General features: G+C 63.4%; 12 protein-coding genes and 1 pseudogene. All 13 read left to right on the top strand.

Annotation, left to right across the window (positions count from 1 at the left end; translation table 11 throughout):
• Window positions 1–3 precede the first annotated feature (3 nt).
• The 13 genes and pseudogenes from ispC to ACUXH0_RS13860 all read left to right on the top strand — a co-directional run bounded on the left by ispC (window position 4) and on the right by ACUXH0_RS13860 (window position 14485).
• Window positions 4–1194, top strand: coding sequence for a 1-deoxy-D-xylulose-5-phosphate reductoisomerase (ispC, locus tag ACUXH0_RS13920; protein WP_012435452.1), 1191 nt, complete (start codon window positions 4–6; stop codon window positions 1192–1194).
• 86 nt (window positions 1195–1280) lie between these two features.
• On the top strand, window positions 1281–2669 hold the full coding sequence (gene rseP / locus ACUXH0_RS13915; RefSeq protein WP_182594128.1) for an RIP metalloprotease RseP: 1389 nt from the start codon (window positions 1281–1283) through the stop codon (window positions 2667–2669).
• A 115-nt stretch (window positions 2670–2784) separates the two neighbouring features.
• Complete coding sequence (gene bamA, locus ACUXH0_RS13910; protein ID WP_012435454.1) at window positions 2785–5082, top strand: outer membrane protein assembly factor BamA; 2298 nt, start codon at window positions 2785–2787, stop codon at window positions 5080–5082.
• Window positions 5082–5633, top strand: a complete 552-nt coding sequence (locus tag ACUXH0_RS13905) for an OmpH/Skp family outer membrane protein (RefSeq protein WP_012435455.1) — start codon at window positions 5082–5084, stop codon at window positions 5631–5633. The genes bamA and ACUXH0_RS13905 overlap by 1 nt, the downstream gene beginning before the upstream one ends.
• A 10-nt stretch (window positions 5634–5643) precedes the next feature.
• On the top strand, window positions 5644–6717 hold the full coding sequence (lpxD, locus tag ACUXH0_RS13900) for a UDP-3-O-(3-hydroxymyristoyl)glucosamine N-acyltransferase (protein WP_004626690.1): 1074 nt from the start codon (window positions 5644–5646) through the stop codon (window positions 6715–6717).
• The gene (fabZ, locus tag ACUXH0_RS13895) at window positions 6714–7217 is read left to right on the top strand and encodes a 3-hydroxyacyl-ACP dehydratase FabZ (RefSeq protein ID WP_012435456.1); all 504 of its coding nucleotides are present in this window, start codon (window positions 6714–6716) and stop codon (window positions 7215–7217) included. The genes lpxD and fabZ overlap by 4 nt, the downstream gene beginning before the upstream one ends.
• Window positions 7214–8029 (top strand): acyl-ACP--UDP-N-acetylglucosamine O-acyltransferase, encoded by an 816-nt coding sequence (gene lpxA / locus ACUXH0_RS13890; protein ID WP_004626695.1) that lies wholly within the window; start codon window positions 7214–7216, stop codon window positions 8027–8029. Before fabZ ends, lpxA begins: the two co-directional genes overlap by 4 nt.
• 41 nt (window positions 8030–8070) lie before the next feature.
• Window positions 8071–9204, top strand: a complete 1134-nt coding sequence (lpxB, locus tag ACUXH0_RS13885) for a lipid-A-disaccharide synthase (RefSeq protein ID WP_220485450.1) — start codon at window positions 8071–8073, stop codon at window positions 9202–9204.
• A 4-nt stretch (window positions 9205–9208) separates the two neighbouring features.
• Window positions 9209–9907, top strand: coding sequence for a ribonuclease HII (rnhB, locus tag ACUXH0_RS13880; protein ID WP_004626700.1), 699 nt, complete (start codon window positions 9209–9211; stop codon window positions 9905–9907).
• Between the two features lie 22 nt (window positions 9908–9929).
• The gene (locus ACUXH0_RS13875; RefSeq protein WP_012435459.1) at window positions 9930–10712 is read left to right on the top strand and encodes a TrmH family RNA methyltransferase; all 783 of its coding nucleotides are present in this window, start codon (window positions 9930–9932) and stop codon (window positions 10710–10712) included.
• 142 nt (window positions 10713–10854) lie between these two features.
• Window positions 10855–11730, top strand: a complete 876-nt coding sequence (locus ACUXH0_RS13870; protein ID WP_012435460.1) for a M24 family metallopeptidase — start codon at window positions 10855–10857, stop codon at window positions 11728–11730.
• A 17-nt stretch (window positions 11731–11747) separates the two neighbouring features.
• Window positions 11748–13556: pseudogene (locus ACUXH0_RS13865) on the top strand (SDR family oxidoreductase).
• Window positions 13557–13588: 32 nt separating this feature from the next.
• Entirely contained in the window at window positions 13589–14485 is an 897-nt protein-coding gene (locus ACUXH0_RS13860; RefSeq protein ID WP_182594130.1) for a metal-dependent hydrolase, read from the top strand.
• The last annotated feature ends 37 nt before the right edge of the window (window positions 14486–14522 follow it).

Below are 14522 nucleotides of genomic sequence, written 5' to 3'. Positions count from 1 at the left end.
AACATGATGCGTTTGACCGTTCTTGGCGCCACTGGCTCCATTGGCGACAGCACGCTCGACGTGGTGCGCCGTCATCCCGACAAATACAGCGTTTTTGCGCTGACCGCCAACGCGCAGGCCGACAAGCTCGCGGTGCTCTGCCGTGAGTTTCGCCCGAAGATGGCGGTGCTCGGTTCGGCGGCTGCGGCGGATGCATTGCGTGACCAACTGGGCACAGAAGCTGCCGGCATCGAAATCTGTTCTGGCACCAAGGCGCTGGAAGAGGCCGCCGCCCACCCTGACTGCGATGCCGTGATGGCCGCCATCGTTGGGGCGGCAGGTTTGCGCCCGACGCTTGCCGCCGTGCGCGCCGGCAAGCGCGTGCTCCTGGCCAACAAGGAGGCGCTGGTGATGTCCGGCGCGCTCTTCATGGACGCCGTGCGTGAGCATGGCGCCACGGTGCTCCCGATCGACAGCGAGCACAACGCCATCTTCCAATGCCTTCCTCAGCAAGTTCCGCAGTTCGGGCGCGGCGTGTCGCGCATCGTCCTGACGGCATCAGGTGGTCCGTTCCGTACGCGTGCCGTTGATTCGCTTGCTGATGTCACGCCCGATCAGGCTTGCGCGCATCCGAACTGGGTGATGGGGCGCAAGATCTCCGTTGACTCCGCCACCATGATGAACAAGGGGCTGGAGGTGATCGAGGCGTACTGGCTGTTTGGCGTGCCGGTCGAGCATCTCGAAGTGCTGATCCACCCGCAGAGTGTCATCCATTCGATGGTCGGCTACGACGATGGCTCCGTGCTGGCGCAGCTGGGCAATCCGGACATGCGCACGCCGATTGCCTACGGCTTGGCCTACCCTGAGCGCATTGAGGCCGGTGTTCCGCTGCTCGATCTCGTGACCACAGGTGCACTGACGTTCGAGGCGCCGGATCTGCGCCGCTTCCCGTGTCTGGCGCTGGCCTTTGATGCACTGCGCGCCGGTGGTACGGCACCTGCTGCTCTGAACGCGGCCAACGAGGTGGCTGTCGAAGCATTTTTACAGCGCCGCATCCGGTTCACCGAGATTGCTGCCGTGGTGGGTGACACGCTCGCCCGTACTTCTATCGTGCCCGCCGACTCGCTCGACACCGTATTTGCGGCCGACGCCCAAGCGCGTCAGCAGGCGGAGCGCTATATCGCGACCGCATGCGCGCAACTGCCGGCCGCCTGAAAGCGCCCCGTCAGAGCAAGCGGGTAACATAGCGGCTTCGCGCGGGGTCAACCAGCGCGTGCCCTTCAGTGCATCCGGAGAAGGTTTTGCAGACCGTTTTAGCGTTTGTCTTTGCGATCGCGGTACTGATCGTCATTCACGAACTGGGCCACTACAGTGTCGCGCGCCTGTGCGGCGTGAAGGTGCTCCGGTTTTCCGTCGGCTTCGGCAAGGTGCTGTTCCGCCATGTGGGGCGCGGCCCTGACCGCACCGAATGGACGATCTGCGCCATTCCGCTGGGCGGCTACGTCAAGATGTTGGGCGAGGGCTCACGAGACCCCGAGAAAGATCCGCCCATCCTCCCCGAAGACCTCCCGCGCACCTTCGACCACCAACCGGTCTACAAGCGATTCGCCATCGTGGCTGCGGGGCCGATCGCCAATTTTCTGCTCGCGATTGCCCTGTATGCAGTGCTGGCATGGGTTGGCGCAATCGAGCCGTTACCTATCCTCGGCGCTCCCCCGCCTGGCAGCATTGCTGCCCAGGCCGACCTGCGTGCCAGGGACCGCGTCACCGCGATCGGTACGGACGATGAAACGCGTGCGCCCGTGCGCAGCTGGAGCGACGTGCGCATGCGCCTGTACTCGGCCGGCATCGCAGGGCGCGATGCGCTTGTGCAGGTACGCGGCGCCGATGGTGTCGAACGCACCGTCCGTCTTCATGGCTTGCCGAGCGCAGCCCGTACGCCGCAGGCTGACGTGATCGACCAGATTGGCCTGCGCCTGCTCGGTGGCCCGGTCACCGTCGTCGATGTGCTGCCCTCCAGTGCCGCGGCACGTGCCGGATTGCGGGCGGGTGACCAGATCGTTCGCTTCGCGGGGCAGCCTGCCGATCAGGCAATGGACCTCATCCGGCAGATTCGCGCCATGCCCGAACAGAACGCGTCGATCGATATCCTGCGCAACGATCAGCCCGTGACGTTGCCCGTTCGCCCAGATGCAGAGGCTGATCCCAAGAACCCCACGGGCCCGAAGATCGGCAAGCTTGGCGCGCAGCTCAACCAGAAGGTGGAAACGGCGATGATCCGGGATGAGCCGGTCGCCGCATTGGGCCACGCCGTAGGCGAGGTCTGGCGGACTTCGGTGCTGTCGCTGCAGGTGCTGGGCAAGATGATCGTTGGTCAGGCGTCTCTGCAGAACCTGAGCGGGCCGATCACGGTGGCGGACTTCGCAGGCAAGGCGGCAAGCCTTGGCTGGCAGACGTTTGTGAGCTTTCTCGCGTTGATCAGCGTGAGTCTCGGCGTCCTGAACTTATTGCCAGTTCCGGTATTGGATGGGGGGCATTTGCTGTATTATTGCGTGGAATTTTTGACTGGCCGACCCGTGCCGGAATCCTGGCAAGCAGTCCTTCAGAAGATCGGCGTCGCCTGCATCCTGCTTCTCACTTCGCTCGCCCTGTACAACGATTTGAGTCGGTTATTTCTGACTCGCGGCTAAACCGTATTCAACTTGGGTCGGTAAGCCACATCGTTGCCACCGGCGTGAGCGGGCAACTCAGGGTTTTGAAAACACTCAGAAGTGGATTCCGATTGAATCCAACTAGGGGATTAGATTGATCAGACAACATCGCTTCCCGCTCAGCGTGCTGGCGGCTTCCGTGCTGACCGTCACTGCCGGTCAGGCTCATGCAGTGGAGCCGTTCGTCGTCAAGGACATTCGCGTGGAGGGTGTGCAGCGCGTCGAGCCGGGCACTGTGTTCGGCTATTTGCCCGTGAAGGTGGGTGAGACCTTCACCGACGAGAAGGGCGCCGAATCGATTCGCGCGCTCTACAACACCGGCTTCTTCAAGGACGTGCAGATCCGCTCCGAAGGCAACGTGCTGGTGGTGCGCGTGGAAGAGCGTCCTGCGATCTCGCAGCTCGAGTTCATCGGCTTCAAGGAGTTCGACAAGGAGGCGCTGCGTCGTACGCTGCGTGGCGTGGGTGTGGCTGAGGCCCGTTACTACGACAAGTCGCTCATCGACCGCGCCGAGCAGGAAATCAAGCGCCAGTATGTTTCGCGCGGCTATTACGCTGCCGAGGTGACGACCACGGTTACGCCGGTCGACGCCAACCGTGTGTCGATCACGTTTACGGTTGACGAAGGCCCGACCGCCAAGATTCGCCAGATCAATATCGTCGGCAACAAGGCCTTCAAGGAAGGTGACCTGCGCGACGAGATGCAACTGTCCACGCCGAACTGGCTGTCGTGGTACACCAAGAACGATCTGTACTCGAAGCAGAAACTCACGGCCGACCTGGAAGCGCTGCGCTCGTTCTATTTGGATCGCGGTTACCTGGAATTCGCAATCGAGTCGACCCAGGTGTCGATCACGCCGGACAAGAAGGACATCTACCTGACGCTGAACATCCACGAGGGTGAGCAGTACAAGGTGTCGGACATCAAGCTGACCGGTGAGCTGCTGGGCAAGCAGGCCGAGATGGAGAAGCTCATCAAGCTCAAGCAGGGCGATGTCTTCTCGTCGGCCAAGCTCTCGTCGACGACCAAGTCGATTACCGATCTGCTCGGCACGTATGGCTACGCTTTCGCCACCATCAACCCGCAGCCGCAGATCAACCAGAAGGACCGCACGGTTGCACTCACGCTGGTGGTCGATCCGGGCCGCCGTGTGTACGTGCGTCGCGTGAACGTTGTCGGCAACAGCAAGACCCGCGACGAAGTCGTGCGCCGCGAAATGCGCCAGATGGAAGCCTCGTGGTTCGACGGCGAGAAGCTGCAGCTTTCGCAGAACCGCGTGAACCGCACGGGTTACTTCACCGATGCGAACATCACGACGGAAGACGTGCCCGGCACAACCGATCAGGTCGATGTAAACGTCAACGTGACGGAAAAGCCGACAGGCCAGATCAACCTGGGCGTGGGCTTCTCGTCGACCGACAAGCTGGTGCTGTCGGCCGGTATCCGTCAGGACAACGTGTTCGGCTCCGGTACGAGCCTCGGCCTCGATGTGAACACTTCCAAGTCGAACCGCACCATTGCAGTGACGCAGTTCGATCCGTACTTCACGGTGGATGGCATCAGCCGTTCGACCGAACTGTACTACCGCACGTACCGTCCGCTGTACTACACGGGTGACCAGGACTACCGCGTCGTGCAGCAGGGCGGCAACGTCAAGTTCGGCGTGCCGTTCTCTGAAACCGATACCGTCTTCTTCGGCATCGGCTACGAGCGCACGACCATCGACGTGACGACCAACACGCCGCTGGCCTACCAGAACTACGTCGCGAAGAACGGCCGCATCACCAACAACTTTCCGATCACCATCGGCTGGTCGAAGGACCAGCGTGACAGCGCCTTGGTGCCGACGCGTGGTCGCTACCAGCAGGCCAACCTGGAGTTCGGTATCCCGGGCGGCGACCTGCAGTACTTCCGCGCGTACTATCAGCACCAGTATTTCTACCCGCTGTCGAAGTCGTTCACGATGGCGTTCAACAACGAAATCGGGTACGGCCACGGTTACGGTGGCAAGGACTTCCCGGTCTTCAAGAACTACTACGCCGGCGGTATCGGTTCGGTGCGCGGTTACGAAACCAGCACGCTGGGCCCGCGCGACGCCAATGGCGTGGCCATCGGTGGCGCCAGCAAGTTCGTTGGCAACGTGGAATTCATCTTCCCGCTGCCGGGTTCGGGCGTGGACCGCACCGTTCGTCTGTTCACGTTCTTCGACTACGGTAACGTGTTCGCCGAGGGTCAGCCTTACAAGCTGGGCGACATGCGCTACTCGACCGGTTTCGGTCTGTCGTGGCTGTCGCCGATCGGCCCGCTCAAGATCAGCATGGGCTTCCCGATCAAGCGCAAGACCCAAGATCAAACGCAACGCTTCCAGTTCCAGATCGGGACTGCATTCTAATGACTGCATTCATCATGAAATCCACGCGCATCACGTTGTCCCGCATGGGCGTGTCCGCTGCTTTCGCCGCACTTGCCGCAGCCAGCTTTGCGCTGCCGGCGACGGCGCAGGAAGCGCGCATCGCCGCCGTCAATTCGGAGCGCATCCTGCGCGACTCGCAACCTGCCAAGGCCGCCCAGGCCAAGCTGGAAACTGAGTTCGCCAAGCGCGACCGCGAGCTGCAGGACATGGCCTCCAAGCTCAAGGGCATGTCCGACAAGCTGGACAAGGATTCGGCCGTGCTGGCCGATTCTGATCGCAATCGCCGTCAGCGTGAGCTGTCGGACCTGGATCGTGACTTCCAGCGCAAGCAGCGCGAGTTCCGTGAAGACCTGAACCAGCGCCGCAATGAAGAGCTGGCCCAGGTGCTTGAGCGCGCCAACCGCGTGATCCGCTCGATTGCCGAGCAGCGCAAGTACGATCTGATCGTGCAGGAAGCCGTGTACGTGAACCCTCGCATCGACATCACGGACGAGGTGCTCAAGGCGCTGAATTCGCAATCGGCCAAATGAGGTTGTCCGCATGTCGTTTTCGCTTGGTGAACTTGCTGCGTCGCTCGGCGCGACCGTCCAGGGTGACGCAGGCCTGATCGTCAAGTCGATCGCGCCGCTGGATCAAGCGGGCGCCGATCAGCTCGCTTTTCTCTCCAATCCGCTGTACCTCAATCAGGCTGTGAGTTCCGGTGCGGGGGCGATCATCGTGTCGCCCCGCGATCTGGAAACGCTCGAAAGCCAGGGCCACGCTGCTGGCCGGAACTGGCTGATTGCGGCCAATCCGTATGCTGCGTTTGCGCGCGTTGCCCAGCGCTTTGTTGCGCTGGCCGCGCGCCCCGTTGTACCGGGCATTCACCGGACTGCCAGCGTGGAAGAGGGCGCCAGGGTGCCGGCATCCTGCTCCATCGGCCCGAACGTCACCATCGAAGCCGGTGCTGTGCTCGGCGAGCGTGTGCGCATCGCCGGCAACAGCTTTGTTGGCGCCGATGCCCGGATTGGCGACGACACGTTGCTCTACGCGAACGTTTCGATTTACCACGGCTGCGTTGTTGGCGCGCGCTGCGTTCTGCATAGCGGCGTCGTGATCGGCGCCGATGGCTTCGGCTTTGCACCCGACTTCGGGCCGCAGGGCGGCGAATGGGTGAAGATTCCGCAGGTTGGCCGGGCCGTGATTGGTGACGACGTGGAGATCGGCGCAAACACCGCCATCGACCGTGGCGCGATGGCCGATACGGTGGTCGAACAGGGCTGCAAGATCGACAACCAGGTGCAGATCGCGCACAACGTGCACGTGGGTGCCTATACCGTCATCGCGGGCTGCGCGGCCATTTCCGGCAGCACGAAGATCGGGCGCTACTGCATCATCGGCGGTGCGGCCAATTTTGCCGGCCACCTGACCATTGCGGACCGCGTGACCGTTTCGGGCGGCACATCCATTACCAAATCCATCACCAAGCCCGGTGGCCACTTCACCAGCGTTTTCCCGTTCATGCCGCATGGCGACTGGGAGCGTAACGCGGCCATCGTCCGAGGCCTGACGCGCATGCGCGAACGGTTGCAACAACTGGAACAGCGGGTCAAAGACCTGCAGCAACAATCATGACCGAAGCAACGAATGCGACGAGCGCGACCCCCAGCGTCGTCAGCGATTTCAACATCAAGAAGATTCTCGACCTGCTGCCGCATCGCTACCCGATGCTGCTGGTTGACCGCGTGATCTCGCTGGAGCCGCGCAAGTCGATTACGGCCATCAAGAACGTGACGTTCAACGAGCCGTTCTTCAACGGGCACTTCCCCGGCCATCCGGTGATGCCCGGCGTGCTGATGCTCGAAGCGCTTGCGCAAACCGCTGCGCTGTTGACCTTCGGCGAGGCCGATCACGAGCGCAAGGAAAACCAGCTCTACCTGTTCGTGAGCATTGACGGTGCACGCTTCAAGCGCCAGGTGACGCCGGGCGACCAACTCGTGATGACGGCCGAACTGCTGCGCTCGAAGAGCGGTATGTGGAAGTTCAAGGTGTACGGCAAGGTTGACGGTGAAGTCGCCGTGGAAGCCGAAATCATGTGTGCCGTGCGCGAAGACAAGTCCAAGGGCGAGGCATGACGCAAGCACAGAAGATCCATCCGACCGCGCAGATCGATCCGAATGCCGAACTGGATTCGAGCGTCGAGATCGGCGCGTTTACGGTCGTGGGCCCGAATGTGCGGATGGGCGCGGGCACGCGAGTCGGCCACCACACGGTGATCGAGGGCTACACGACGCTGGGTCGTGACAACAGCATTGGCCATTTCGCATCGGTGGGCGGCCGGCCGCAGGACATGAAGTATCGCGACGAGCCGACGCAGTTGATCGTCGGCGATCGCAATACCATCCGCGAATTCACCACGATCCATACTGGCACTGCCCAGGATGCCGGTATCACGTCCATCGGCGACGACAACTGGATCATGGCCTACGTGCATATCGCACACGATTGCCGCGTGGGCAACCACACGGTGTTTTCGAGCAACGCGCAGATCGCGGGCCACGTGGAAGTCGGTGACTGGGCGATCCTCGGTGGCATGTCGGGCGTGCACCAGTTCGTGCGTATCGGCGCGCATGCCATGCTGGGTGGCGCATCGGCGCTGGTGCAGGATGTGCCGCCGTTCGTGATCGCCGCAAGCGACAAGGGCGGCAACAAGGCTGCGCCGCACGGCATCAACGTGGAGGGCCTTCGTCGCCGCGGCTTTACGGCCGAGCAGATCACAGGTCTGCGCCAGGCGTACAAGCTGCTCTACAAGAGCGATCTGAGCTTTGATCAGGCCAAGGCTGAAATCGCCGCGCAGATCGCTCAGACGGATGACGCCCCGACCCGTGAGGTGTTGACCGCGTTTGCCGATTTCATTGCCGCCACCAAGCGCGGCATCGTCCGTTGAGCGAGCAGCTTCAGAACGCCGCGCCGGTGCGCCGCATCGGCATGGTGGCCGGCGAGGCTTCCGGCGATTTGCTGGCCTCGCTGCTGCTGAAGGGGCTGCGCGCACAACTGCCTGCCGACATCGCCTACAACGGCATTGGCGGTGCGCGCATGACGGAGCAGGGTTTCCAGTCGAACTGGCCGATGCACAAGCTGTCGGTCAACGGCTACGTGGAAGTGCTCGGCCAGTTGCGCGAAATCCTTGCGATCCGCAAGGAACTCAAGCAGGACCTGCTGGCCCAGCCGCCGCTGGCCTTCATCGGCGTGGATGCGCCCGACTTCAATTTCAACGTCGAGATCGCCATGCGGCAGGCGGGAGTGCCGGTGGTGCACTTCGTGAGCCCGTCGATCTGGGCATGGCGAGCCGGCCGTATCAAGACGATCGCCCGCGCGGTCGACCATATCCTTTGCCTGTTCCCGTTCGAGCCCGAAATTTACGCCAAGGCCGGCATTCCGGCCACGTACGTCGGGCATCCGCTTGCGGATGAGATTCCGCTGGTGCCGGACGTGGAGGGTGCACGCACGCGCCTTGGCCTGCCGTTGGGCCGCAAGGTCGTTGCGGTGCTGCCCGGCAGCCGCAATTCCGAAGTGAAGCATCTCGGGCCGACGCTGTTTGCGGCGATGTCACGCATGCAGGCGCTCGAACCGGATCTGGCCTTCGTGCTGCCGGCGGCCAATGCGACGTTGCGCGAGCGGATCGATGCCATGCGCGCGGAGCACCCAGGACTGCATCTGTGGGTGGTCGATGGTCAGTCGCACACAGCCATGGAAGCGGCTGACGTGATCCTGCTGGCCAGCGGCACGGCCACGCTGGAAGCGGCGCTGTACAAGAAGCCGATGGTCATCACCTACAAGGTGCCCTGGCTGACCGCGCAGATCATGAAGCGCAAAGGCTATCTGCCGTACGTTGGGCTGCCGAACATCCTGTCCGGCCGCTTTGTCGTGCCGGAATTGCTGCAGGATGACGCGACCCCCGAGGCACTCGCGCGCGAAACGCTGCTGCAACTGAGCGACCATGGCAACGCCACGTTCCTGCGTGAACACTTCACGCAGATGCACCTGACGCTCAAGCAGAATATGGCGGAGATCGGCGCGAAAGTCGTGGTCGATCTGCTACGCAGTCGCGGTAAGCTTTAAGCCCATGGCTTCCCGCAAACCCAATCCGGACCAGCTTGGCCTGCTCCTCTCGCAGGAGCCGGCGGCCAAGCGCGCGCGTCGCATTCTCTGTGGCGTGGATGAGGCTGGACGTGGGCCGTTGGCCGGGCCGGTGACGGCAGCGGCGGTCGTTCTCAATCCGCGCAAGCCGATCAAGGGCTTGGCTGATTCTAAGATCCTGACCGCCAGGAAGCGTGAGGCGCTGTACGACGAGATTGTCGAAAAGGCGCTCGCCTGGCACGTGGCGGAAGCCACCGTCGAAGAAATTGATCGCATCAACATCCTGCACGCGACCATGCTGGCCATGCAGCGTGCGGTACAGGGCGTGGCCGCATTGGGCACGCTTCCGGATCTCGTGCAGGTGGACGGCAATCGCTGCCCACAGGTGGCGTTTGCGGTGGAGGCCATCGTCAAGGGCGATGCGCTGGTGCCGGCCATTTCGGCGGCCTCCATCCTGGCGAAGGTGACGCGCGACCGCCAGTTGGCCGCGCTGCATATCGAGTTTCCGCTCTACGGGTTTGACGTTCATGCCGGCTATGGCACGCCGCAGCATCTGGCGGCGATCGACCTGCATGGCGTGACGCCGCATCATCGCCGCTCGTTCGCGCCCGTGCGTCGTGCGTTGGAGGGGATGAGCGCCATCAGCATCGAAACCGTCGCTGCAGGCAGCGCCTGGGACGACTGACCTTTTTCCGCTGGGCCCATTCGTGAAGCACATCACTTCCCGCGACAACGCGGTGTTCAAGCATCTCAAGGCGCTCTCGGGCTCGACGCAGCACCGTCGGCGCGCGGGGCAATCCGTGCTCGATGGCGTGCACCTGGTGGTGGCGTATCTGGATGCGGGCCACATGCCGGTGCAATGCCTGGTTTCGGAGCGCCATGTCCGGCATCCGGAAGTGGCTGCGGTGCTCGACCGTGTCGATCCGGACACCGTCATCCTGCTGGCCGATAACCTGTTTGGCCAGCTCACCACGGTCGTCAACGGCGTCGACCTGATGGCCCTGGTGGAGACGGCGGAAGGCAAGCTGCCGCAAACCATTGATGCGGACTGCGTGATTCTTGATGGCATTCAGGATGCCGGCAACGTCGGTTCCATCCTGCGATGTGCGGCCGCTGCCGGCGTGCGCGATGTGTTCATGACGCCAGGCTGCGCGTTCGCGTGGTCGGCCAAGACATTGCGCGCCGCCATGGGTGCGCATTTCCACCTGAACATCGTTGAACACTGCACGTTCCAAAGCGTGCATTCGCGGCTCCGGGTGCCGCTGCTGGCAACGTCGTCGCACGCCAAGCAGGCTGTTTTCGATGTGCCGCTCAGTTCACCCGTAGGCTGGGTGTTCGGAAACGAGGGGGCGGGCGTGTCGCAGGAGTGGCTCTCTGCGGTGACGACCCCCGTGACGATTCCACAGCCGGGCGGCATGGAGTCGCTCAACGTGGCTGCCGCAGCAGCGATCTGCCTGTTCGAGGCCGTGCGACAACGCCGCGCGGGCTAACCCTCTCTTTTTCCTGTCGATTACCGGTCACACGGCGTTTTCAAACGCCAGAACAGTCTCGCATTGACTTTGCCATTGAGTAATGGAACATTGATCGCGGCGCCAACGAGCGCCCTCGATACCCAGACTCAAGGAGACCGGCATGCCGAACCCCACCCTGGCGCGCGTCCATGTCGACGAACTCGCGCAGTTTCGCGAAATCCAGCAACTCGCCTACGCGTGCGTCGAGGCCGTCAGCGGCATGCTGCGTCCCGGCATGACCGAGAAGGACGCGGCTAAGCTGCTCACTGAGTGGCTTGGCGATCGTGGCGTCCATGACTGGCTGCACAAGCCGTTCGCGTGGTTTGGCGACCGCACCGCGTTCCAGGGCTTTTCGGGCCTGACGCATATGGCCGGCTTCAACCTGGCGTTCTTTCCGTCGTCGCGACGGTTGGAAGAGAACATGCCGGTCATCCTCGACGTGGCGCCCGTGCGCAATGGCGTGATCGCCGATGTCGGCTATGCCACGTGTCTCGGCGAAAACGCCATCCTCGACCAGCTACAGGACGACCTGATGGCGCATCGCGAGTTGATCGTGCGTTTGATCCGCGAGCGGCGGTCGATGGCCGACGTGGCGCGTGCGGTGGACCAGCTTTGCATGAAGCAGGGCGTGGAGCCGCGTCACAAGGCGTATCCGTTCAAAGTGCTGGCGCATCGCGTGGTCAAGCTCGACAGCCCATTGAAGCCGCGTTTCGTGGCGCGCTTCGGGCTGAACGCCACGCGCAACCTGATCCTCGACCAGGTGCGCAGCGGCAAGCAGGAGGGGTGGTCGCCGCTGTGGTCGATCGATCGTCGATCTGAGCACGCGCCGGTCCCCGGCCTGTGGGCCGTCGAACCGCATCTGGGCTTCCATGGCGTCGGGGCCAAGTTCGAGGAGTTGCTCGTCATTACCGAAGACGACGCCTACTGGCTCGACGACGATCTGCCGCACGTGCGCCGCTGGCAGCAGCGTCAACTCGCGCAGCAGCGCGCTGCCTGACGCACACGGAGGCCCAGATGAAAACGCTTCTTGAAGAGGCTCCGCTGGCGTTGTTCGAATCGCCCGCAGCGGTTTCGCCCAAAGACTATTCGGCGCGGATGGTGCAGTCCGGCAGCGTCTCGCTCACAGTCGAGACCTAGGGCGACCCCGCGCACCCAACCGTCGTGCTAGTGCACGGCTACCCCGACAACAGCGAGGTCTGGCACGAGGTGGCACCGCTGCTCGCGCGGGATTACTACGTCATTGCCTACGACGTGCGGGGTGCGGGCCGGTCGAGTTCGCCCAAGGGGATGCGCAACTACACCTTCGCGCGATTGACCGACGACTTCATCGCCGTCATCGATGCGCTGAGCCCGGGCAAGCCCGTGCACCTGATCGCGCACGATTGGGGTTCGATCCAGTCATGGGAATTCGTGACGGAGGCGCGCCTGCGCGGGCGCATTGCGTCATACACGTCGTGCTCGGGGCCGTGCCTGGACCACGTCGGGCACTGGATGCGCGCGCGACTGCTGCGTCCGACGCCGTCGTCGCTGGGCAAGATGCTGGGCCAGCTCGTGCGCTCGTGGTACGTGCTGCTATTCCATTTGCCGATCGTGCCGGAACTGAGTTGGCGCCTGTGGCTCGGGCGCGCGTGGCCGCGTGTGCTGCGTCGTGTGGAGAAGACCGCCATCGTGCCGCGCGCCACGCAGACGGCCGACGGCGTGCGCGGTGTGTCGCTGTATCGCGCCAACTTCATCCGCAGCCTGTTCACGCCTCGCAAGCGTGTCGCACATGCGCCGGTGCAGGTGATCGTGCCGACCCTGGACAAGTACGTCAGCCCCGCGTTGTCCGAAGACCTCTCGCGCTGGGTACCGCAGTATTGGCGCCGCGAAGTTGTCGCGCGGCACTGGCTGCCGGTCACGCATGCTGCACGCTTGGCGGAGATGGCACGCGAGCTGATCGAGCACGCCGAGGGCAAGCCGGAATCCGAGGCGCTGCAACGCGCGCGTCAGCATGGCGACCGCAAACCGCTCTGCGGCAAGCTGGCCGTCATCACGGGCGCTGGCAGCGGCATCGGTCGTTGCGCGGCGCTGGAATTCGCGGAGCAAGGCGCAGCCATTGTCGCCGTCGACATTCGTGCTGAAGATGCAGAGCGCACGGCCAAGCTCATCCGCCTCACGGGTGGCAAGGCGTGGGCGCATACCGTGGACGTCGGCAACGCCGAGCAGATGGAAGCGCTGGTCGATTGGGTCGGCAAGGAACTGGGCGGCGCCGACATCGTCGTCAACAACGCAGGCATCGGCATGGCCGGCGGCATTGTCGACACGTCCGAGCGCGATTGGCAGCGCATCCTGCACGTGAATGTGTGGGGCGTGATCCACGGCGCCCGACTGTTCGCCAAGCAGATGGTGGCGCGCGGGCAGGGCGGTCACATCCTGAACACGGCATCGGCGGCGGCCTTTGCGCCATCGCGCGATCTTGCCGCCTATGCGACGACGAAGGCCGCAGTGCTGATGCTGTCCGAATGCATGCGTGGCGAGCTGGCCGGGCAGGGCATTGGCGTGTCGGCCATCTGCCCCGGTTTTGCAGAGACCGGAATCATGGCCTCCACGGTCTACACCGGCACGACCGAGGCACAGCAAGCCCAATTGCGCGCCCGCGCCACCAAGCTCTACCAACTGCGTGGCCTCAAGCCAGAGACCGTCGCAAAAGCCATGTTCAGCGCGGTTCAACACAACAAGCCCGTGGTCACGATCGGCATCGAGGCGCATTCGTCCCGCTTCATCTCGCGCTATGCGCAATGGCTGAGCCGGCTGATCGCGCGCGTGAGCATGGCCGGGCATTGAGCCCGCACAGACAAGAACATCCGGAGACCACCATGACCGCGCCCGATTACTTCATCAAGGCCCGCCACGTCCGTTTCGACTGGAAGGACACGCCCATCCAGTGGATTCACGGCGATCCGTCCAGTACGCACATCATCAACATCCTGAATCTATTGTTTCCCGCCGGCGAGTTGTGGTTCTGCCGCGTTTACAACAAGGCGTTGCCGCTGATTACCGACGCGAAGCTGCGCGCCGATGCCGAGGGCTTCCTGCGTCAGGAGGCGGTCCATTCGCGCTCGCATGGCGGCGTGCTGACGCATTACTACAAAGACCACGGCATCGATACTCAGCCTTTCACCAAGCGGCTCGACTGGCTGTTCTCCAAGGTGCTCGGCGAACAGCCGTTGGGTCTGAAGATCGGCCACACGCGCTTCTGGCTGCGGCAGCAACTCGGCATCATCGCCGCGCTCGAGCATTTTTTCGGCTACCTGGGCAACTGGGTGCTCAACACAAAGGGGCTCGACGCCGCCCACGCCGATCCCGTCATGCTGGACCTGTTGCGCTGGCATGGCGCGGAGGAAGTCGAGCACCGCACCGTCGCGTTCGACATCTTTCGGCACATGGGCGGCTCGTATCTCGAACGCTGCTTCCATATGCTGACCACGATCCTGTTGCTCCTGTACTTCTTGGTCACCGGCTTTCGCTTCATGTACAAGCGCGATCCAGGGGCGGGCAGGTTCCCCGGTTTTATCCGCGGCTGGTGGCATGGCTCGCGGCGTAACTGCCTGCCATCGTTCTGGAAAATGCTGGGCGCCGCCCTGCGCTATTTCCGGCCCAGCTATACGCCGCATCATGAAGGGTCGACCGAGCAGGCGCTGGCCTATCTGGAAACATCGCCGGCAGCGCAGGCCGCGGCGCACGGCGGCAACTGGGTGCGTGATCGCGCCTGACTGGCTCGCCCGCCGGCAGAAAAACAAAACGGCCGGT

The organism is Ralstonia sp. 110700041-2 (genome assembly GCF_056280165.1).
This window is presented reverse-complemented; position numbering and strand designations above follow the sequence as displayed.

Bases quoted from the DNA above. Each gene is read 5' to 3' on its own strand.
- ispC (WP_012435452.1), top strand. From the start codon at position 4: ATGATGCGTTTGACCGTTCTTGGCGCCACTGGCTCCATTGGCGACAGC.
- ACUXH0_RS13905 (WP_012435455.1), top strand. From the start codon at position 5,082: ATGACTGCATTCATCATGAAATCCACGCGCATCACGTTGTCCCGCATG.
- lpxD (WP_004626690.1), top strand. From the start codon at position 5,644: ATGTCGTTTTCGCTTGGTGAACTTGCTGCGTCGCTCGGCGCGACCGTC.
- fabZ (WP_012435456.1), top strand. From the start codon at position 6,714: ATGACCGAAGCAACGAATGCGACGAGCGCGACCCCCAGCGTCGTCAGC.
- lpxA (WP_004626695.1), top strand. From the start codon at position 7,214: ATGACGCAAGCACAGAAGATCCATCCGACCGCGCAGATCGATCCGAAT.
- lpxB (WP_220485450.1), top strand. From the start codon at position 8,071: ATGGTGGCCGGCGAGGCTTCCGGCGATTTGCTGGCCTCGCTGCTGCTG.
- rnhB (WP_004626700.1), top strand. From the start codon at position 9,209: ATGGCTTCCCGCAAACCCAATCCGGACCAGCTTGGCCTGCTCCTCTCG.
- ACUXH0_RS13870 (WP_012435460.1), top strand. From the start codon at position 10,855: ATGCCGAACCCCACCCTGGCGCGCGTCCATGTCGACGAACTCGCGCAG.
- ACUXH0_RS13860 (WP_182594130.1), top strand. From the start codon at position 13,589: ATGACCGCGCCCGATTACTTCATCAAGGCCCGCCACGTCCGTTTCGAC.